Source organism: Pseudomonas sp. LRP2-20, from assembly GCF_024349685.1.
Taxonomy (GTDB): domain Bacteria; phylum Pseudomonadota; class Gammaproteobacteria; order Pseudomonadales; family Pseudomonadaceae; genus Aquipseudomonas.
The window spans coordinates 4239920-4259322 of record NZ_AP025944.1 but is presented as its reverse complement, the minus strand read 5'-3'; the positions used below and the strand labels follow the sequence as shown (position 1 = coordinate 4259322).

18 protein-coding genes are annotated in these 19403 nt (G+C 64.2%); 9 read left to right on the top strand and 9 right to left on the bottom strand.

Translation table 11 applies throughout. The features are described from left to right. Entirely contained in the window at positions 1-573 is a 573-nt protein-coding gene (locus OCX61_RS19090) for a CsiV family protein (protein WP_261940918.1), read from the bottom strand. A gap of 9 nt (positions 574-582) precedes the next feature. After that, entirely contained in the window at positions 583-4032 is a 3450-nt protein-coding gene (gene mfd / locus OCX61_RS19085) for a transcription-repair coupling factor (RefSeq protein WP_261940917.1), read from the bottom strand. A 168-nt stretch (positions 4033-4200) separates the two neighbouring features. Here mfd and OCX61_RS19080 point away from each other — a divergent pair, with 168 nt between their 5' ends. From OCX61_RS19080 to sthA, 3 genes are all read left to right on the top strand, one after another. After that, positions 4201-5664: a glyceraldehyde-3-phosphate dehydrogenase gene (locus OCX61_RS19080; protein ID WP_261940916.1), complete on the top strand. Its 1464-nt coding sequence runs from the start codon at positions 4201-4203 to the stop codon at positions 5662-5664. Positions 5665-5887: 223 nt separating this feature from the next. Continuing rightward, positions 5888-6859, top strand: a complete 972-nt coding sequence (locus OCX61_RS19075; RefSeq protein WP_261940915.1) for an FAD:protein FMN transferase — start codon at positions 5888-5890, stop codon at positions 6857-6859. A 202-nt stretch (positions 6860-7061) separates the two neighbouring features. Continuing rightward, positions 7062-8456, top strand: a complete 1395-nt coding sequence (sthA, locus tag OCX61_RS19070; protein WP_261940914.1) for a Si-specific NAD(P)(+) transhydrogenase — start codon at positions 7062-7064, stop codon at positions 8454-8456. 48 nt (positions 8457-8504) lie between these two features. Here sthA and OCX61_RS19065 read toward each other — a convergent pair whose 3' ends face one another. Next, positions 8505-9221, bottom strand: coding sequence for a glycerophosphodiester phosphodiesterase (locus OCX61_RS19065; protein WP_261940913.1), 717 nt, complete (start codon positions 9219-9221; stop codon positions 8505-8507). Positions 9222-9251: 30 nt separating this feature from the next. Continuing rightward, on the bottom strand, positions 9252-9836 hold the full coding sequence (locus OCX61_RS19060; protein WP_261940912.1) for a PilZ domain-containing protein: 585 nt from the start codon (positions 9834-9836) through the stop codon (positions 9252-9254). A 93-nt stretch (positions 9837-9929) separates the two neighbouring features. Between OCX61_RS19060 and OCX61_RS19055 the strand changes: the two genes are divergently transcribed. From OCX61_RS19055 to OCX61_RS19045, 3 genes are read left to right on the top strand one after another with little or no spacing between them, the layout of a single operon-like run. Then, complete coding sequence (locus OCX61_RS19055) at positions 9930-11180, top strand: lipoprotein-releasing ABC transporter permease subunit (RefSeq protein ID WP_085674795.1); 1251 nt, start codon at positions 9930-9932, stop codon at positions 11178-11180. A gap of 7 nt (positions 11181-11187) precedes the next feature. Then, complete coding sequence (gene lolD / locus OCX61_RS19050) at positions 11188-11871, top strand: lipoprotein-releasing ABC transporter ATP-binding protein LolD (protein WP_176506135.1); 684 nt, start codon at positions 11188-11190, stop codon at positions 11869-11871. A gap of 59 nt (positions 11872-11930) precedes the next feature. Beyond that, the gene (locus tag OCX61_RS19045; RefSeq protein ID WP_261940911.1) at positions 11931-13172 is read left to right on the top strand and encodes a lipoprotein-releasing ABC transporter permease subunit; all 1242 of its coding nucleotides are present in this window, start codon (positions 11931-11933) and stop codon (positions 13170-13172) included. A gap of 170 nt (positions 13173-13342) precedes the next feature. Here OCX61_RS19045 and OCX61_RS19040 read toward each other — a convergent pair whose 3' ends face one another. After that, positions 13343-14686 carry a heavy metal sensor histidine kinase gene (locus OCX61_RS19040; protein WP_410011085.1) on the bottom strand — a complete coding sequence of 448 codons (1344 nt, stop codon included), beginning with the start codon at positions 14684-14686 and terminating at the stop codon, positions 13343-13345. Continuing rightward, on the bottom strand, positions 14686-15366 hold the full coding sequence (cinR, locus tag OCX61_RS19035) for a two-component system response regulator CinR (protein ID WP_261940910.1): 681 nt from the start codon (positions 15364-15366) through the stop codon (positions 14686-14688). Before cinR ends, OCX61_RS19040 begins: the two co-directional genes overlap by 1 nt. Positions 15367-15567: 201 nt before the next feature. Here cinR and OCX61_RS19030 point away from each other — a divergent pair, with 201 nt between their 5' ends. Together OCX61_RS19030 and queF are read left to right on the top strand one after the other, a co-directional pair. After that, on the top strand, positions 15568-16095 hold the full coding sequence (locus OCX61_RS19030) for a cupredoxin domain-containing protein (protein WP_261940909.1): 528 nt from the start codon (positions 15568-15570) through the stop codon (positions 16093-16095). Positions 16096-16163: 68 nt separating this feature from the next. Further along, positions 16164-16994: an NADPH-dependent 7-cyano-7-deazaguanine reductase QueF gene (queF, locus tag OCX61_RS19025; protein WP_261940908.1), complete on the top strand. Its 831-nt coding sequence runs from the start codon at positions 16164-16166 to the stop codon at positions 16992-16994. A gap of 101 nt (positions 16995-17095) precedes the next feature. Here the strand turns inward: queF and OCX61_RS19020 are convergent, their stop codons facing one another. Continuing rightward, the gene (locus OCX61_RS19020) at positions 17096-17359 is read right to left on the bottom strand and encodes a DUF4404 family protein (RefSeq protein ID WP_152956394.1); all 264 of its coding nucleotides are present in this window, start codon (positions 17357-17359) and stop codon (positions 17096-17098) included. 122 nt (positions 17360-17481) lie between these two features. Beyond that, entirely contained in the window at positions 17482-18045 is a 564-nt protein-coding gene (gene pcrP / locus OCX61_RS19015; RefSeq protein WP_261940907.1) for an HAD superfamily inactivated hydrolase PcrP, read from the bottom strand. Between the two features lie 189 nt (positions 18046-18234). Between pcrP and OCX61_RS19010 the strand changes: the two genes are divergently transcribed. Beyond that, positions 18235-18942, top strand: coding sequence for an MlaA family lipoprotein (locus OCX61_RS19010; RefSeq protein WP_261940906.1), 708 nt, complete (start codon positions 18235-18237; stop codon positions 18940-18942). A 51-nt stretch (positions 18943-18993) separates the two neighbouring features. Here OCX61_RS19010 and OCX61_RS19005 read toward each other — a convergent pair whose 3' ends face one another. After that, positions 18994-19293 carry a PilZ domain-containing protein gene (locus OCX61_RS19005; protein ID WP_261940905.1) on the bottom strand — a complete coding sequence of 100 codons (300 nt, stop codon included), beginning with the start codon at positions 19291-19293 and terminating at the stop codon, positions 18994-18996. Positions 19294-19403 lie beyond the last annotated feature (110 nt).

Here is a 19403-nt window from a genome sequence, read left to right as displayed (position 1 = left end):
TCACTGCTCCATCATCTCCGGGTCCATCACCGGCATCTTTGGCGTGCCCGGTGCCGTGACCTTCAGCAGCAGTGCCAGGTGGCCGCCATCGAGGAAGGTCAGCAGGCCGCTTTTCATGTTGCTGTTGCTCTGCTTGAACTGCTCGCTCTGCAGCACGTTGCCGTTGCTGTCGAGCTGGTTGACCCAGAAGTTGGCCGCTACGGCGATGAAGCGACCCTCGGTGATGCTCAGGTTGCCTTCAATCGGGAAGTGCCCGAACTGCTCTGCACCTGAACCCAGCGCGATGCGGCTCGGCTCGCTGCCGACCTGTTGCTGCCAGGCCTTGTGCAGCAGCACGGTGTAGTCGGCGGTGGCCTCCAGCCGGGTGGCCTCGTCCTGCAGCGCCAGCGGGCGTTCGGCGCCTTTGTCCAGGCGTGGGGCACCGGCGCTCCAGTTTTCAGGCGCATATTGGCTGGTGAAGGCGGGCACGCTGTTCTGCCGCACCAGAATCATTTCTACCTGATACATGCCTTCGGCGAAGGCGGCTGGCGCGAACAGCGCGAGCAGCAGGGTCAGGCAACGGATGCTACGCATGGATCTTCCTTAGGCAGGCTGTGGGGTCAGGCGCTCGAACAGCGCCTCCAGGGTATTGAAGCGTTCTTCGGGGCGTTCCATCGGGACCAGGAAACGGAACTGTGTTGCGCCTTCGAACTTGTAGCGTTTGGGCTGGCCCTGGATCAGCTTGATCAGGGTCAGCGGGTCGACCGGGGTCTCGGCCTCGAATTCGAGCTTGCCGCCATTGGGGCCGGCGTCGACTTTCTTGATGCCGAGCGTTTCCGCCTGCAGCTTGAGCTGGGTCAGGCGCATCAGGTTCTTGGTCGGCTCGGGCAGCAGGCCGAAGCGGTCGATCATCTCCACTTGCAGGTCCTTGAGGCCTTCTTCGTCGGCCGCCGAGGCGATGCGCTTGTAGAGGATCAGGCGGGCATGCACGTCGGGCAGATAGTCCTCGGGGATCAGCGCCGGCAGGCGCAGGTTGATCTCCGGGCCACCGCCCAGCGGCTGCTCGAGGTTCGGTTGGGTGCCCTTGCGGATAGCCTTGACCGCACGTTCGAGCATTTCCATGTAAAGGGTGAAACCCACCGCCTGGATCTGCCCGCTCTGGCCTTCGCCAAGCAGCTCGCCGGCGCCGCGGATTTCCAGGTCGTTGGTGGCCAGCACGAAGCCGGCCCCGAGGTCCTGGGTGTTGGCGATGGCTTCCAGGCGCTTTTCGGCGTCAGCGCTGATCTTCTGCCGCTGCGGGGTCAGCAGGTAGGCGTAGGCCTGGTGGTGGCTGCGGCCAACACGGCCGCGCAGCTGGTGCAGCTGGGCCAGGCCGAACTTGTCGGCGCGCTCGATGACGATGGTGTTGGCGCTCGGCACGTCGATGCCGGTCTCGATGATGGTCGAGGCGATCAGCACGTTGAAGCGCTTGTGGTAGAAGTCGCTCATCACCTGTTCCAGTTCGCGCTCGCGCATCTGCCCGTGGCCGATGCCGATACGCGCTTCCGGGACCAGTTCGGCCAGTTCGGCCGCGCACTTCTCGATGGTCTTCACGTCGTTGTGCAGGTAGTACACCTGGCCGCCGCGCAACAGCTCACGCAGCAGCGCTTCCTTGACCGTGCTCTTGTTCTGCTCCATGACGAAGGTGCGCACCGACAGGCGTCGCGCCGGCGGGGTGGCGATGATCGACAGGTCGCGCATGCCCGCCACGGCCATGTTCAGCGTGCGCGGAATCGGCGTGGCGGTCAGGGTGAGGATGTCCACTTCGCTGCGCAGGGCCTTCAGCTGCTCTTTCTGGCGCACGCCGAAGCGGTGTTCCTCGTCGATGATCGCCAGGCCCAGGTCCTTGAAGCGCACGTCGTCCTGCAGCAGCTTGTGGGTGCCGATGAGGATGTCGATCTTGCCTTCGGCAAGCTCGGCGGCGGCGGCGGCCACTTCCTTGGCCGACTTGAAGCGGCTCATCACCTCGACCTTCACCGGCCATTCGGCAAAGCGGTCGCGGAAGCTGTTGTAGTGCTGCTGGGCGAGCAGGGTGGTCGGCACCAGCACCGCCACCTGGCGGCCGCTGTGCACGGCGATGAAGGCTGCGCGCATGGCCACTTCGGTCTTGCCGAAGCCGACGTCGCCGCAGACCAGGCGGTCCATCGGCTTGGGCGCCAGCATGTCGACCCGCACCGCCTCGATGGCCGCTTGCTGGTCGGGGGTTTCCTCGAACGGGAAGCCCGCGCTGAAGGTGGCGTAGTCGGCGGCCGGGTCGGCAAACGCATAGCCCTTGCGCGCGGCGCGACGGGCATAGATGTCGAGCAGCTCGGCAGCCACGTCGCGGACCTGCTCGGCGGCCTTGCGCTTGGCTTTCTGCCAGGCTTCGGAGCCCAGGCGGTGCAGCGGCGCCAGGGCGTCATCGCTGCCGGTGTAGCGGGCGATCAGGTGCAGGTTGGCCACCGGCACATACAGCTTGGCGCCCTCGGCGTATTCCAGGGTGAGGAATTCGGCGGCCTGGCCGTCGATTTCCAAGGTGGCCAGGCCCAGGTAGCGGCCCACACCATGGTCGATGTGCACCACCGGTGCGCCTTCGCGCAGCTCGGTGAGGTTCTTGATGACCGCGTCGTTGGCTGCCTCGCCGCGTTTTTCGCGGCGCCGGCGCTGCATCACGCGCTGGCCGAACAGTGGGCTCTCGGCGACCAGGGCGACGGCCGGGTCTTCCAGCAACAGGCCGTCGTCCAGCGGGGCGATGGTGATTGCCAGGCGCTCGCGGCCGGTAATGAAATCGGCCCAGCTGTCGACCGTCTGCGGGCGCAGCTTGAGGCGTTCGAGCAGTTCCAGCAGCACTTCGCGGCGGCCCGCCGATTCGGCGGTGAACAGCACGCGGCCACTGAACTGGTCGAGGAATTCGGCCAGCGCCGCCAGCGGCTGGTTGGCCTTGGCCTCGATGGCCAGGTTGGGCAGGGCGCGCGCGGGGAAGCGCTCGCGGCCGGCGCCGGCTTCGATGTCGTCGGCGCTGACCACCACCCGTGGCCACTGCTTGAGCTGGGCGAAGCAGTCTTCGACGGGCAGGAACAGCTCGGCCGGCGGCAGCAGCGGGCGGGTCAGGTCGCCGCGGCGCTCTTCATAGCGCCCGCGCACGTCGTTCCAGAAATGCTCGGCCGCCTGCTCGACGCCCGGCAGCGAGAACACCTGGGTGTCGGCGGGCAGGTAGTCGAACAGGGTCGAGGTTTCTTCGAAGAACAGCGGCAGGTAGTACTCGATGCCGGCAGGGATGATGCCGCTGGCCAGGTCCTGGAAGATCGCGCTACGGCGGAAGTCGACATCGAAACGCTCGCGGAAACGCGCCTTGAAGCGGGTCACCTCTTCCTTCTGCATGGGGAACTCGCGCGCCGGCAGCAGGCGGATCGAGTCGACCTTGTCGATCGAGCGCTGGGTCTCCGGGTCGAAGGTGCGCAGGGTTTCGATCTCGTCATCGAACAGGTCGATGCGATAAGGCAGCTTGCTGCCCATCGGGAACAGGTCGATCAGTGCGCCACGCACGGCGAATTCGCCATGCTCGTAGACCGTGTCGACGCAGCGGTAGCCCGTGGCTTCCAGGCGCGTGCGCATCTGCTCGACGTCGATGGTCTGGCCCACGTCCAGCACCAGGCTGCTGCCGAGCAGGAAGCGGGTCGGCGCCAGGCGGTGCAGGGCAGTGGTGATCGGCACGACCAGAATGCCGTGGCTCAGCTCCGGCAGCCGGTAGAGGCTGGCGATGCGCTGGGAAATGATGTCCTGGTGCGGCGAGAACAGGTCGTAGGGCAGGGTTTCCCAATCGGGGAACGGCAGCACTGGCAGGTCCGGGGCAAAGAAGCGAAGCTCTTGCTCCAGACGATCGGCCGCCTGGCTGTCGGCGGTCAGCAGCAGGGTGAAGCGGCCCGCGCTGCTGGCAGCCTCGGCGATGGCCAGGCTGAGGGCGGCACCGGGCAGGTTGCCCCAGGTTTGTTTGCCGGCCGTGGCCGACATTTGCGGTAGGCGCAGAACTGACACGGGAGATTGCACTCCAAGCGTTGCGGCAAAGAGATCGATTGTACCGGTGACAGTGCCTGCTGTCAGGCTCGACAGGCCATGAACAGCGGGCTTTGCCATCGGCGACAGGCGCTCATTGCCGGTTACGCGCAGGGGCGTCATAATGTAGCCCCTTTTTTCTGTCCCTACATGTGGAAGGTTCCCGTGACTCAGAAGCCCGACCAGTGTCTTGGTGAGTGGATCGATCGTGAAGCTCTGGCTGAAGCGATGATCCCGCTTATCGGTCAGCTCTACCGCAACAACAATGTGGTGAGCTCGATTTATGGCCGTAGCCTGATCAACCGTTCGGTTATCTCGATCCTCAAAGCCCACCGCTTTGCGCGTCACCGTCAAACTGACGAGACCGAACTGTCCGTACACGAGACATTCCCCCTGCTCAAGGCCATGAGCGAGCTGAAACTGGGCGCCGCTTCGGTCGACCTGGGCAAGCTGGCCAACAAGTTCAAGCAGGAAGGCAACGGCCGCACTGCCGAGCAGTTCGTCCGTGAAGAACTGGCCGACGTGGTTGGCCAGCAGAACGCTTCGGCCCGCAAGGGTACCGACGTCGTCCTGTACGGCTTCGGCCGCATCGGCCGCCTGCTGGCGCGCATCCTGATCGAGAAGACCGGTGGTGGCGACGGCCTGCGCCTGCGTGCCATCGTCGTGCGCAAAGGCGCCGAGAACGACCTGGTCAAGCGTGCCAGCCTGCTGCGCCGTGACTCGGTGCATGGCCCGTTCGATGGCACCATCACCATCGACGAAGCCAACAACACCCTCACCGCCAACGGCAACCTGATCCAGATCATCTACGCCAAGAGCCCGAGCGAAGTCGACTACACCCAGTACGGCATCGAAAACGCGCTGATCGTCGACAACACCGGCGTATGGCGTGACGCCGACGGCCTGGGCCAGCACCTGGCCTGCCCGGGCGCTGCCCGCGTGATCCTCACCGCACCTGGCAAGGGCGCGCTGAAGAACATCGTGCATGGCATCAACCACGGTGACATCACTGCCGATGACAAGATCATCTCGGCAGCCTCCTGCACCACCAACGCCATCGTGCCGGTGCTCAAGGCCATCAACGACCAGTACGGCATCGTCAACGGCCACGTCGAAACCGTTCACTCGTTCACCAACGACCAGAACCTGATCGACAACTTCCACAAGGGCAGCCGCCGTGGCCGTGCCGCGCCGCTGAACATGGTCATCACCGAAACCGGCGCCGCCACCGCTGCCGCCAAGGCACTGCCAGTGCTGAAAGGCAAGCTGACCGGCAACGCCATTCGCGTTCCGACGCCGAACGTTTCGATGGCCATTCTCAACCTGAACCTCGAGAAGCCGACCACCCGCGACGAGATCAACGAGTACCTGCGCCAGACCGCCATGCACTCGGAACTGCACAAGCAGATCGACTACGTCAGCTCGCAGGAAGTGGTTTCGACCGACTTCGTCGGTTCGCGTCACGCCGGTGTGGTGGATGCCGAGGCGACCATCGCCAACGACAACCGCGTTGTCCTGTACGTCTGGTACGACAACGAATTCGGTTACAGCTGCCAGGTGGTTCGCGTGATGGAAGAAATGTCGGGTGTGAACCCGCCAGCGTTTCCACGCTGATCCGCTTGTAAGCGCATGAAAAAACGGGAACCTTCGGGTTCCCGTTTTTTTTGCCTGGCATTTGTTGTCGTTGTACCGGCCTTTTCGCGGGCAAGCCCGCTCCCACAGGGATATCACTGGTTTCAAGGCTTGTGATATCCCTGTGGGAGCGGGCTTGCCCGCGAAAAGGCCGGTACAGACGATCGAGACCTCGATATTGCGTGCACTTCTCTCAATCCTGCTGATGCTCCTGACCGCCTGCAACCAGGGCCCGACCCTGGAGCGCCTGGGCGGCCCGACCATGGGCAGCAGCTACAGCATCCAGTACGTCCGCGAGCCTGGCGGCCCGGCACCGGCCCAGGTCCAGGCGGCGGTCGAGACCATCCTCAACGACATCGACCAGCATTACTCGACCTATCGCGGCGATTCCACCGTCAGCCAGTTCAACCTGCTGCCCGCCAACCAGTGCATGGTCTTGCCGCCTGACATGCTCGAACTGGTCGCCCTCGGCCAGCACCTGGCCGAACTGAGCGACGGCGCTTTCGACCTCACCGTCGAGCCGCTGCTCGACCTCTGGGGTTTCGGCCCGCAGGCTCGCCACGAGCAGGTGCCTGACCCGCAAGCCCTGGCCCAGGCCCGCCAGCGCGTCGGTTACCGCCACCTGCGCATCGACGGCCAGGCACTGTGCAAGGATGCCGCGGTGCAACTGGACTTCAACAGCATCGCTGCCGGCCACGCTGTCGACCTGATCGCCGAGCGCCTGCGCGCCATGGGTGTGAGCCGTTTCGTCGCCGAAGTCACCGGCGAGCTCAAGGCCGTGGGCCGCAAGCCAGACGGAAGCCCCTGGCGTATCGCCCTGGAGCTGCCGCGCGAGGACCGCCAGGTCGCCCGCCAGATCATCCCGGTCAATGGCCTGGGGGTTTCGACCTCGGGTGACTATCGCCACTATTTCGAGGAGAATGGCCGGCGCTATTCACACACCTTCGATGCCCGCCTAGGGCGCCCGGTCGACCACGACCTGGCCGCGGTCACCGTACTCGATCGCTCGGCACTTCAAGCCGATGGCTATTCGACCCTGCTGCTGATCCTGGGGCCGGAGCGCGCCTGGGATTTCGCCGTGGCCCATGATCTGGCTGCGGTTTTGGTGACTCGGGCCGAAGGTGGCTTCGTCTCCCGAGCTACCCCCGCATTCGAGCAGGCGGTGAAAGGCGATTGAAAGCGTTGGCAGGGATGATCGCCGCCAGGGATCGGTAAATGACATGTAGTGCAGGCAAAATTGGCCTACGACGCGACCAAGGGTTAATGTGCGCGGCGTTCACGCTTGATTAGACTGCACCCGAATTTTCTCATGACGCCCTGGCGGCATGATCGAGTCCCGCGGGTAACCGTAACCCCGGGCCAGTTCTGAAGGAGTACGCATGGCTGTCTACAACTACGACGTAGTGGTGCTGGGTTCCGGCCCGGCCGGTGAAGGCGCGGCAATGAACGCCGCCAAAGCGGGGCGCAAGGTGGCAATGGTCGACAGCCGCCGTCAGGTCGGCGGCAACTGCACCCACCTGGGCACCATCCCGTCCAAGGCGCTGCGTCACTCGGTGCGGCAGATCATGCAGTTCAATACCAACCCGATGTTCCGTGCCATCGGTGAGCCGCGCTGGTTCTCGTTCCCTGACGTGCTCAAGAGCGCCGAGCGGGTCATCGCCAAGCAGGTCGCCTCGCGTACCGGCTACTACGCCCGCAACCGCGTCGATGTGTTCTTCGGTACCGGCAGCTTCGCCGATGAGCAGACCGTCGAAGTGGTCTGCCCCAATGGCGTGGTCGAGAAGCTCAACGCCAAGCACATCATCATCGCCACCGGCTCGCGCCCGTACCGCCCGGCCGACATCGACTTCCACCACCCGCGCGTCTACGACAGCGACACCATCCTCAGCCTCAGCCATACCCCGCGCAAGCTGATCGTCTATGGCGCCGGCGTGATCGGTTGCGAATACGCCTCGATCTTCAGTGGCCTTGGCGTGCTGGTGGAACTGGTCGACAACCGCGGCCAGCTGCTGAGCTTCCTGGATTCGGAAATTTCCCAGGCGCTGAGCTACCACTTCAGCAACAACAACATCACCGTACGCCACAACGAGGAGTACGAGCGGGTCGAGGGCCTGGACAACGGGGTGATCCTGCACCTGAAGTCGGGCAAGAAGATCAAGGCCGACGCCTTGCTGTGGTGCAACGGTCGTACCGGCAACACCGACAAGCTGGGCCTGGAAAACATCGGCATCAAGGTCAACAGCCGCGGCCAGATCGAGGTCGACGAGGCCTACCGCACGAGCGTGCCGAACATCTACGGTGCCGGTGACGTGATCGGCTGGCCAAGCCTGGCCAGCGCTGCCCACGACCAAGGCCGTTCGGCCGCTGGCAGCATCGTCGACAATGGCAGCTGGCGCTTCGTCAACGACGTGCCGACCGGCATCTACACCATCCCGGAGATCAGCTCGATCGGCAAGAACGAGCAGGAGCTGACCCAGGCCAAGGTGCCGTACGAAGTGGGCAAGGCGTTCTTCAAGAGCATGGCGCGTGCGCAGATCGCGGGTGAGCCGCAGGGCATGCTGAAGATCCTGTTCCACCGTGAAACCCTGGAAGTGCTCGGGGTGCACTGCTTCGGCTATCAGGCTTCGGAGATTGTCCACATCGGCCAGGCGGTGATGAACCAGCCAGGTGAGCAGAACAACCTGAAGTACTTCGTCAACACCACGTTCAACTACCCGACCATGGCCGAAGCCTATCGGGTAGCTGCCTACGACGGCCTGAACCGGCTTTTTTGAGCGGCTCCGGCCGGTGGCCTGAGCCGGTCGGGGAGACCGATTTCAGCCCTACCCGAGGGTGGTCTTGGCCAAACCGGGAAAGTCTGTAATCAGGCTGTCCACGCCAAAGTCAGCGAGCCGGCGCATCAGTGCCGGTTCGTTGACCGTCCACACCGACACATGCAAGCCCTGACCCTGTGCCTTGAGCAGGCGCTCGGGGGTGCACAGCGTCCAGTTCAACGCCAGCAGCTCGCAGCTATAGTTCTGCGCGACCTTCAGCGGGTCGAGCCAGGCGTACTCGGCAACCAGCCCGCGTTTCACATCCGGTACCAGCTCCAGGGCAGCACCCAGCACTTCGCGTGAGCTCGAAGTGATGGTCACCTTGTCGAGCAGGCCGTACTGCTGCGCCAGTTCGCGGATCGCCAGTACGGTGGTGGCGGCGCGGGTGCGCGAGGCGCTCTTGACCTCCAGCTGCCAATGCTCGAAGGCGCACTTCTCGAACAGTTCTTCGAGTTTCGGGATAGGGCAGGGTTGCACGTGCCCAGGGCCGCCCTTGCGCGCATCGATCTTGACCAGTTCGGCGGCCGGGTGCTCGACCACCTTGCCACGGCGGCCGGTGGTGCGCTTGAGGGTGGGGTCGTGGATCACCATCAGCTCGTTGTCGGCCGACAAGTGCAGGTCCAGTTCGCAGCGGTTGACGCCGTGGGACAGGCACTGCTGAAAACTCTTCAGGGTATTTTCGGGGGCTTCGCCCTTGGCGCCGCGATGGCCGTAGATCAGGGTCACGTTCGTTCCTTCAAATCAGGGTGATAGGGCTCAGGAGGCGGGGCCGTCTTGTTCCAGCTGCTGGCGCCGTTGCTGCTGTTGGCGTTGCAGGATGTAGCGGGCCAGCAGTTGCCGTTGGGCATCGGTCATGTCGGTGAATTCCGTGCCGACCTCGTAATCGCCGCCCGGGCGCGGGTCGCAGTGGGTGACCTTGCCGCGCAGCAGCAGGCCGTGGGCGCGCGGCATCAGTACCATCTTCACCTTCACCCGGGTACCGGGGGCGATCTGCCGAGGTTGCGCGAACTCGATGCCACCTTCGGAAATGATCACCCGCTGTGGCTGGCCGATTTCACCGAGCAGGGTTTGCGCGACCACTGCACTGAGCAGGTCGAGGCGCTTGTTCTGCGCCCGCAGGAAGGCTGCCAGGGTGCGGTCCTTATCGCTCAGCTGGCGCAGCAGGTGCTGTGACTCGAAGTCGGACAGGTGCAGCTCGCTGAGCAGGTTGAAGAGTGGCGAATCATCTTGCAACAGTTCTGCCTCAAGGGCTTCGGCCGCGCTGAGGGGGCTGATTTCCAGTGCGATCCGATCTTCGATGCGGTAGTATTCGCGGCGATCTTCTTCGTCTAATGTCGTCATGGCGAACCCATGGTTGCGGCGGTGGTCCGAGTGTAAAGCCGCCGTAGGCGCCTCGCCACAAGGACGTTCCCTTTCATCCGAACAAGCCCCGACATGTTCAGACCTCTTTTCGCATTCATCGGTACGCGTTACACCCGTGCCAAGCGCCGTAACCACTTCGTCTCGTTCATTTCCCTGACCTCGATGATCGGCCTCGCCCTGGGCGTGGTGGTGATGATCGTGGTGCTCTCGGTCATGAACGGTTTCGACCACGAGATGCGTACCCGCGTGCTGGGCATGATCCCCCACGCCACGCTGGAGAGCGGCCAGCCGATCAACGACTGGTCTGCCCTTGCCCAACAAGTAAAGCAGAATCCGCAGGTGCTGGCGGTCGCCCCGTACACGCAGATGCAGGGCCTGCTGACCCATGACGGCAAGGTGCAGAAGGTGTTGCTCAACGGCATCGACCCGGCGCGTGAGCGCGAGGTGTCGATCATCGACAACTTCATCCAGCAAGGCAGCCTCGACCAGCTGGCGCCAGGCGAGTGGGGCATCATGATCGGCGACAAGGCCGCGGCCAAGCTGGGCGTGGCCATCGGCGACAAGCTGACCTTCGTCGCCCCCGAGGTCAGCGTGACCCCGGCCGGCATGTTCCCGCGCATGAAGCGCTTCACCGTGGTCGGCACCTTCCACGTCGGTGCCGGCGAGATCGACGGCTACCTGGGCCTGACCAACATCACCGACCTGTCCCGCCTGCACCGCTGGAAGCCGGACCAGGTGCAGGGCCTGCGCCTGAAGTTCGACGACCTGTTCCAGGCGCCACGGGTGGCCTGGAGCATCGCCCAGCAGCTGGGCGACCAGGAATACTACAGCCGCGACTGGACCCGTACCCACGGCAACCTGTACCAGGCGATCCGCATGGAAAAGGCCATGATCGGCCTGCTGTTGCTGCTGATCGTGGCGGTGGCGGCGTTCAACATCATTTCCACCCTGGTGATGGTGGTCAACGACAAGCGCGGTGACATCGCCATCCTCCGTACCCTGGGCGCCACGCCCGGGCAGATCATGCTGATCTTCATGGTCCAGGGCACGGTGATCGGGGTGATCGGCACGCTGATCGGCGCCGTGGTCGGGATCGTCGCGGCGCTGAACGTCAGCGCCGCGATCGCCGGCATCGAGACGCTGATCGGGCACAAGTTCCTCAATGCCGATGTGTATTTCATCGATTACCTGCCGTCGCAGATCCAGGCCCAGGACGTCTACATGGTCTGCGGTGCGGCGCTGGTCCTGAGTTTCTTCGCCACCCTGTACCCGGCCTGGCGTGCGGCCCGCACCCAGCCTGCAGAGGCGCTACGTTATGAGTGAGTCGCGCATGAGTGATAAAGCCGTTCTGAGTTGCCGCAACCTGGGCAAGTCCTACGACGAGGGCCCGGAGTCGGTGCAGGTGCTGTCCGGGCTCAACCTGGAGCTGCACGCCGGTGAGCGCGTGGCCATCGTCGGTAGCTCCGGCTCCGGCAAGAGTACCTTGCTCAACCTGCTCGGCGGCCTCGACCGGCCGACCCAGGGCAGCGTGTGGCTGGCCGGCGAAGAGCTGTCGGCCCTCGGCGAGCGTGCCCGTGGCCTGCTGCGCAACCGCGAGTTGGGCTTCGTCTACCAGTTCCACCACCTGCTGCCAGAGTTCACCGCCATGGAGAACGTGTGCATGCCGCTGTTGATCGGCCGCACCGCCATCCCTGAAGCGCGTGAGCGTGCCGAGGCGCTGCTCAAGCGGGTCGGCCTGGGCCATCGCCTGCACCACAAGCCGGCCGAACTGTCCGGCGGTGAACGCCAGCGTGTGGCAATCGCCCGCGCCCTGGTCAACCGCCCGGGCCTGGTGATGCTCGACGAGCCGACCGGCAACCTCGACCACCACACCGCCCAGGGTATCCAGGAGCTGATGCAGGAATTGTCCAGCGCATCGCGTACCGCCTTCCTGGTGGTGACCCACGACCTCAACCTGGCGCGCCAGATGGACCGCGTGCTGAAGCTCGACGATGGCCACCTGGTGGCGATCTGACCGAGTGCGCGGGGTGGCAGCGCCGCCCCGTTTTCCCGTTTAATTTGGGTGTTTCCTACATGTTCAGACCCTTGCCCATCTTCATCGGCGCGCGCTACACCCGGGCCAAGCGCCGCAACCACTTCATCTCGTTCATTTCGATGACCTCGATGATCGGCCTGTCGCTGGGCGTGCTGGCGATGATCGTGGTGCTGTCGGTGATGAACGGCTTCCAGCGCGAGATGAGTTCGCGCATTCTCGGCCTGGTGCCGCATGCCTCGATCCTTGGCGTGCAGCCGCTGGATGACTGGCACAAGGCGGCCGATGCCGCGTTGCAGAACCCGGCGGTGATGGCCGCAGCGCCGATCACCGAGATGGAAGGCATGCTCTCGTACAAGGGCGCGATGCAGCCGATCCAGGTCAGCGGCATCGACCCGGCCGAGGAGAGCAAGGTTTCCATCGTCGGCCAGCATATCGTCCAGGGCCGCCTGCAGGACCTGCAGCCGGGTGAGTACGGCGTGGTCATCGGCGAACTGACCGCGCGGCGCTTTCGCCTCAACACCGGTGACAAGCTGACCCTGATCGTGCCGGAAATCAGCAAGGAGCCCGGTGGCATCACCCCGCGCATGCAGCGCCTGACCGTGGTTGGCATCTTCAAGGTCGGTGCCGAGCTGGATGGCTCGCAGGCCTACATGCACGTGGCCGATGCCGGCGAAATGCAGCGCTGGGCGCCAGGCCAGGTTCAGGGCGTGCGCCTGAAACTGCACGACCTGTATGCCGCGCCGCAGGTGTCCAAGGCAATTGCTGCCGGTTTGGGCGATGGCTACCGCGCCGATGACTGGTCGCACACCCAGGGCAGCCTGTTCAGTGCGATGAAGATGGAAAAGACCATGATCGGCCTGTTGCTGCTGATGATCATCGCGGTGGCGGCCTTCAACATCATCGCCACCCTGGTAATGGTGGTGAACGACAAGGGGCCGGACATTGCCATCCTGCGTACCCTGGGCGCCACGCCGGCGCAGATCATGGGCACGTTCATGGTCCAGGGCAGCCTGATCGGTATTGTCGGCACCTTGATCGGTGGTGTGCTCGGGGTGATCGCCGCGCTCAATGTCAGCCAGATCGTCGGCTGGCTGGAGCGGGTGAGCGGGCAACACATCTTCACCTCGGATGTTTACTTCGTCAGCAGCTTGCCGTCCGAGCTGCAGGGCGGGGATGTGCTGATGATCTGCGCGGCGGGGCTGGTGATGAGCTTCCTGGCGACCCTCTACCCGGCGTACCGCGCGTCGCAGGTGCAGCCGGCGATTGGCCTGGCGGTCTGAGTCCTCCTGTCAGGGCCCTTTCGCGGGCAAGCCCGCTTCCACAGGGGCAGCACAAGCCCTGAAGGCTGTGCAATACCTGTGGGAGCACCTGTGTTGCTCAATTTCTGGAATCAGGCGCGATCCCTGTGGGAGCGGGCTTGCCCGCGAAGGGCTGCAAAGCAGCCCCCATGTCACCGGACTTCAGGCAATTCGATCACGAAACGGGTCCAGCCATCCTGGCAATGCGCCTGAATGCTCCCGCCATGGGCCTGTATGATCGACCGGGTAATCGCCAAGCCCAGCCCCGCATGCTCGCTGCTGCCTTCCCGCCGCGCCGGGTCCACCCGGTAGAAGCGATCGAACAAGCGCGGTAACGCTGACGGTTCAATTGCCGCCCCGGTATTGGCCACGCAAAGCCGCAACCCCGGCTCCAGCGTCACCCGTATCTGCCCGCCTGGCGGGGTGAAGCGCAGGGCATTGTCGAGCAGGTTGGACAGCGCCCGTCTCAGCATAGGCCGGTCACCCTGCACGATCGCCTCGCCCTCGCGCAGCAATTGCACGTCATTATCCTCGGCCAACGGCGCGTAGTACTCCAGCAGCGCATCCACGTCCTCGTGCAGGGCCAGCGCCGTCTGCCCCGGCACCAACAGGCCGTGGTCTGCTTTGGCGAGGAACAGCATGTCGTTGATCATCTGCGCCATCCACTGCAGCTCCTCGAGGTTGCCATGCAGTGCCTCGCGGTACTCCTCCAGGCTGCGCGGGCGGGTGAGGGTGACCTGGGTGTGGGTCAGCAGGTTGGAAAGCGGCGTGCGCAGTTCGTGGGCGATGTCGGCGGAGAACGCCGACAGGCGTTGGAAGGCGTCGTCCAGGCGTTGCAGCATGGCGTTCACCGTGGTGGCCAGTTCGGCCAGCTCCTCCGGCATCTGCGCCACCGGCAGGCGAGTGGTCAGTGAGCGTGCCGACACGCTGGCAGCCACCTGGCCCATCTGGCGCAGGGGGCGCAGGCCACTGCGTGCGGCCCAGGCACCAAGCAGGGCAGTGGCCAGCGCCGATAGCCCGACGGTAAGCCAGATCAGGCGCTGCATGCCTTGCAGGAAGTGCTGGTGATGGGTGATATCGAGAAACAGCGTCAGCTGTGCAGACGTCTGATCGTCCGGGGGGACCGTGAGGCTTCGGTAATCGACGCCCTCGGCGTGCAGGGTCGTCAGCGTGGGTGTCGACGGTGTGCCTGGCAGGCCGTCGCGGCTGGCGAACCAGTGCGCACCGTCTGGGCCATCGATGCGCAGCGCGAGGTCAGCCTGGTGGCTGAGCTCGTCGCGCAGGGCTGGCAAGCGGCCTTGCAACTGGTCGGGGTGCTTCAGGCCGGCGAGCTGGCTGCGAAACAGGGAAAGGCGCGACTCCAGCAGTTGCTGGTCCAGTTCGACGAAATGCTGCTCGCTGGCACGGTTGAACAGCAGCCCGGCGCCCAGCGACACGGCAGCGGTGCAGGCGGCAAACAGCAGTGCCAGGCGCGTGCCGAGGGACAGCCTGCGCATCAGTGGTGGCGCTCTTCGAGCACGTAGCCCATGCCGCGTACGGTATGGATCAGCTTGTTCGGGTGCGGGTCGTCGATCTTCAGGCGCAGGCGGCGCACGGCCACTTCGATGACGTTGGTGTCGCTGTCGAAGTTCATGTCCCACACTTGCGAGGCGATCAGCGATTTGGGCAGCACCTCGCCCTGGCGGCGTAGCAGCAGTTCGAGCAGGGCGAACTCCTTGGCCGTCAGGTCGATGCGCGTGCCGGCCCGTTCGGCGCGGCGGCGGATCAGGTCCAGGCGCAGGTCGGCGAGGGTCAGGGTGGTGTCCTGGCTGGGGCTGGTGCCGCGGCGCAGCAGGCTGCGCACCCGGGCCAGCAGCTCGGAGAAGGCGAACGGCTTGACCAGGTAATCGTCGGCGCCCAGTTCCAGGCCGTGCACGCGGTCCTCGACGGCGTCGCGGGCGGTCAGGAACAGCACCGGTGTGTCCAGCCCGGCAGTGCGCACGGCCTGCAGGATCTGCCAGCCGTCACGCCCGGGCAGCATCACGTCGAGGATCAGCAAGTCGTGGTCGCCGGTCAGGGCCAGGTACTGGCCGGTCTCGCCGTCGGTGGCCAGTTCGGTGGCGAAGCCGGCTTCGCTCAGGCCCTGGCTCAGGTACTGGCCGGTGCGGGCCTGGTCTTCGACGATCAGCAGTTTCATGCTCAATCCACAATCAGAGGGTTGACGCGGTTCCTTGTGGGGGCGGGTAAACCCGCCGCACAGGGATGATGGGATGGCTGAAATGATACGTGACTAACTCGAGCCTCGCCCAAGCTGACAAAGTTGTAATCTTCTTGTCAGCCAAGCGCCAGCCGCGCCTTTCTAGAGTGGTCCCATCCCGACGTGATCTTCGGAGTCATCATGAAACACCTGTTCATCGCCGCCGCCCTGGCCCTGGTCAGCCTGCCAACCCTGGCAGGCGAGGCGAAAACCTTCGCATTCGGCGAGCCAGCCCCGGCTGCCCAGGCCACCCGCACCGTTGAAGTGGTGCTCAAGGACATCGCCTTCGAGCCCAAGAGCCTGCACGTGAAGGCGGGCGAGACCGTGCGCTTCGTGCTGGTCAACGAAGGCAAGCTGCCCCATGAATTCAACCTGGGTGACAAGGCCATGCATGCCGAGCACCAGAAAGAAATGATCGCCATGCAGGGCAAGATGTTCAACACCGCCATGCAGCATGAGGGCATGGACCACTCGCAGATGGGCCACGCGCCCGCCAAACCGATGGACCATGCTGCCCATGGTCACGATGGCGGCAACACCGTGCTGGTGCAGCCCGGCCAGCGCGCCGAGCTGACCTGGACGTTCCGCAAGTCGGCGCCCATCGAGTTCGCCTGCAACGTACCGGGGCATTACCAGGCCGGCATGGTCGGGGGGCTGACCATCGAGTAAGCGGGCCTGCAAGGCGGGGTGCAAAACCGGTAGACTAAGGGCAATTTCGAACCTTCAGGTCAGTTTCCATGCATCCCGCCGCCGAACATTCCCCGCTGGGCAAATCCAGCGAATACATTGCCACCTACACGCCTTCGCTGTTGTTCCCGATCCCGCGCACGGCCAAGTGGGCCGAGCTGGGTGTGACCGCCCAGACCCTGCCGTGGCAGGGCGTGGACTACTGGAACTGCTTCGAGCTGTCGTGGCTGCTGCCCTCGGGCAAGCCGGTGGTGGCCATCGGCGAATTTGCCATACCGGCCGATTCGCCGAATATCATCGAGTCGAAGTCGTTCAAGCTCTACCTCAACTCGCTGAACCAGACCCAGTTCGCCTCGATCAACGATTTGCAGGCATGCCTGGTGAGCGATCTGTCGGCCGCCGCTGGCAAGCCGGTGGGCGTGCAAGTGCGTACCCTGGCGGAAGTTGAGGCGCAGGGCGTGATGGCCTTGCCTGGGCAGTGCATCGATGCACTGGATGTGGCGATCGACAACTACGAGCAGCCGCAACCTGAACTGCTGAGCTGCAACCCTGAGCGCATTGTCGAAGAGACCGTGCACAGCCACCTGCTCAAATCCAACTGCCCGGTGACCGGCCAGCCAGACTGGGGCAGCGTGGTGGTGGAGTACAAGGGCAGGGCGCTGGACCATGCCAGCCTGCTGACCTATCTGATCAGCTTCCGCCAGCATGCCGACTTCCACGAACAGTGCGTGGAGCGGATCTACCTGGATTTGAAGAACCTGCTGCAACCGGAGCACCTGACCGTGTATGCGCGGTATGTGCGCCGCGGCGGGTTGGACATCAACCCATACCGCAGCACCGGGGCGATCAGCCCGGCGAACCTGCGACTGGTTCGCCAGTAAGTTCTGTGTAGTTGGGGCTGCTTTGCAGCCATCCCGGCAAGCGCCGCACCCTGTGGGAGCCGCGCTTGCCGGCGATGGGCCGCAAAGCGGCCCCGGCTGTTTCAGATCCCCATGCTGTGCAGCGAGTTGGCAATGCTGCGCAGGGTGGCGGTCAGGTCCGGGTGCTCGGCTTCGAAACGTTCGATCGCCAGGTTCACCCCGTCGACCACGTTGTTGTCCGGCGTGGCTTCCTCGAGCTTCAACTGCGCTTCGATCTGCCTGGCCTCTTCGTGCAGGGCGGCCAGTTCTTCATCCGAAAGCGGTACGTTGCGGTCCAGTTGCTCGCGCAGGCTGTTCAAGCGCTCTTGCAATTCGCGGGCAGGCATTGGCTGTTCTCCATCAATGGCTTGGCAAGGCATGGACCTCAGCGAAGCGGCAAAGGTTCTCGCCTGTTCCTAGCGTAATCCACTCGCTGGCGCTTTGCATGATCCGCATCAATGGGGCTGTGTCAGGGTTTTTCACCCTTGCTGCAGCGCAGGGCGATGTCGGCAAGGCAGGTGTCCAGTTCTTCGAGGTGGTCGATCACCGAATGCACGCCCAGGCTGAACAGGGCCAACGTGGCCTTGCCGCGGGCCAGTTCCTGTTCTTGCGAGGTCATGGCCTGCCACTGCGCGGACGTGCTTGCGCATGAGGGGTTGCAGGCCGCAAGTCCCACTGTCCACAGGCCGGCGTTGAGGCCTGATTGCAGCAGCTTTGGTTCACCGCTGACCAGCACGCAACCCTCCAGGCACTCGCTGTCCAGGCTCATCAATGCCTGCCAGCAGGCGTTCGGTGCCGGCCAGCGTACGCCGTTGACCGTGTGGCCCGGCAGCCAGTCCGGCAGCACGCTGGCCAGGCGCCTGCTCTGCAGGCTGCCCAGGTCGTCGAGCCAGATGCACGGCACCTGTGCGTGGCGCAGGCCTTCCAGCGTCTCGAGGGCACCAGGGGCGGGCAGGGTGTGGCCGTCGGTGGCCTGGACCAGGCAACCGCGCAGGCCGAACAGTACAGCGGTAATGGCGGGTGCAGCGAGCATGGTAACGTCCCTGAAATAGTCCGCAGGCTATTGGACGATTGTTACCGTGCTGTGACGGGTAACAGCTGTTCACAAATTATTGAGCAAAAATGTGTAAAGCTGTTTATCAGCGCCCAACGCTCTATACTGCCGCCGTACAGCAGCGCACCTGTTGCGCTTGCGGCCGAGAATTTCGATGGAGAAACATCTATGCGTAGGATCGGTGCCGGTGTGATCGAGCGAGTCACCCAGGCCTGTGTCTGCGCCAGCTTGCTGCTGGCGCCCGTGGCAGCCACCCATGCCGCCACCGAGGAAGATCCCTGGGAAGCGGTCAACCGCCCGATCTTCCGTTTCAACGATACGATCGACACCTATGGCCTCAAGCCATTGGCCAAGGGCTACCAGTGGGTCACCCCGCAGTTCTTGCAGGATGGCATCCACAACATGTTCAACAACGTCGGCGATGTCACCAACCTTGCCAACAACGTGCTGCAGCTCAAGCCGCATGCGGCGGGCGTGGATACGGCGCGGTTGATCGTCAACACCGTGTTCGGCCTTGGCGGCTTCTTCGATGTCGGCACCAAGATGGGCCTGCAGCGCAACGACGAAGACTTCGGCCAGACCCTGGGTCACTGGGGCGTGCCCAGCGGCCCGTACGTCGTGATCCCGCTGCTCGGCCCGAGCACCGTGCGTGACGGCCTGGCCAAGTACCCGGACAGCTACACCGAACCCTACCGTTACATCAACGATGTGCCGGTGCGTAACTCGATCTTCGCCCTCAACGTGGTTGACACCCGCGCCAGCCTGCTGTCGGCCGAGAAGCTGATTCAGGGTGACAAATACATCTTCATCCGCAATGCCTACCTGCAGAACCGCGAGTTCAAGGTTAACGATGGCGAAGTCGAAGACGACTTCTGATCCTTGCAGGCAAGAAAACGGCGACCTTCGGGTCGCCGTTTTTGTTACAGCTCAATGCATGGCCAGGATACGCAGGCCAAATTTTTGCTGGCCACCGGGCTGGTCGGCGATCCACACCACCTCGGTACTGGCATGCAGGCCCTTGAGTGCCGGGTGGTCGGAGTCGATGCGCACGTCCAGGTGGTCACCGACCTTGAATTGCTGCGGCGCCTGCACCTGCATGCCGCCGCTGGAAAGGTCCAGGCACACCGCGGCGATCACCTGGCCCTCGTGCAACAGGCTGACCTCGGTGTCGATGCGCATGCGGATGAAATCGCGTTTCTCGCTGTGATTGGAGGGCGTATGAGGCATGCTGCATCCTTCCCAATAGGTTGTACTGGTTGGCATTCTTATAACTCTCGGTGATTTGCCCTGTAAAGAGCAGCGAACTCGACCGACGTATGCTTGAAACGCCTGGCGGA

Bases quoted from the DNA above. Each gene is read 5' to 3' on its own strand.
- OCX61_RS19090 (WP_261940918.1), bottom strand. From the start codon at position 573: ATGCGTAGCATCCGTTGCCTGACCCTGCTGCTCGCGCTGTTCGCGCCA.
- OCX61_RS19060 (WP_261940912.1), bottom strand. From the start codon at position 9,836: ATGACGACATTAGACGAAGAAGATCGCCGCGAATACTACCGCATCGAA.
- OCX61_RS19040 (WP_410011085.1), bottom strand. From the start codon at position 14,686: ATGCGCAGGCTGTCCCTCGGCACGCGCCTGGCACTGCTGTTTGCCGCC.
- OCX61_RS19010 (WP_261940906.1), top strand. From the start codon at position 18,235: ATGCGTAGGATCGGTGCCGGTGTGATCGAGCGAGTCACCCAGGCCTGT.
- OCX61_RS19045 (WP_261940911.1), top strand. From the start codon at position 11,931: ATGTTCAGACCCTTGCCCATCTTCATCGGCGCGCGCTACACCCGGGCC.
- queF (WP_261940908.1), top strand. From the start codon at position 16,164: ATGCATCCCGCCGCCGAACATTCCCCGCTGGGCAAATCCAGCGAATAC.
- OCX61_RS19080 (WP_261940916.1), top strand. From the start codon at position 4,201: ATGTGGAAGGTTCCCGTGACTCAGAAGCCCGACCAGTGTCTTGGTGAG.
- OCX61_RS19055 (WP_085674795.1), top strand. From the start codon at position 9,930: ATGTTCAGACCTCTTTTCGCATTCATCGGTACGCGTTACACCCGTGCC.
- sthA (WP_261940914.1), top strand. From the start codon at position 7,062: ATGGCTGTCTACAACTACGACGTAGTGGTGCTGGGTTCCGGCCCGGCC.
- OCX61_RS19005 (WP_261940905.1), bottom strand. From the start codon at position 19,293: ATGCCTCATACGCCCTCCAATCACAGCGAGAAACGCGATTTCATCCGC.
- pcrP (WP_261940907.1), bottom strand. From the start codon at position 18,045: ATGCTCGCTGCACCCGCCATTACCGCTGTACTGTTCGGCCTGCGCGGT.
- lolD (WP_176506135.1), top strand. From the start codon at position 11,188: ATGAGTGATAAAGCCGTTCTGAGTTGCCGCAACCTGGGCAAGTCCTAC.
- cinR (WP_261940910.1), bottom strand. From the start codon at position 15,366: ATGAAACTGCTGATCGTCGAAGACCAGGCCCGCACCGGCCAGTACCTG.
- OCX61_RS19020 (WP_152956394.1), bottom strand. From the start codon at position 17,359: ATGCCTGCCCGCGAATTGCAAGAGCGCTTGAACAGCCTGCGCGAGCAA.
- OCX61_RS19075 (WP_261940915.1), top strand. From the start codon at position 5,888: ATGCTCCTGACCGCCTGCAACCAGGGCCCGACCCTGGAGCGCCTGGGC.
- OCX61_RS19030 (WP_261940909.1), top strand. From the start codon at position 15,568: ATGAAACACCTGTTCATCGCCGCCGCCCTGGCCCTGGTCAGCCTGCCA.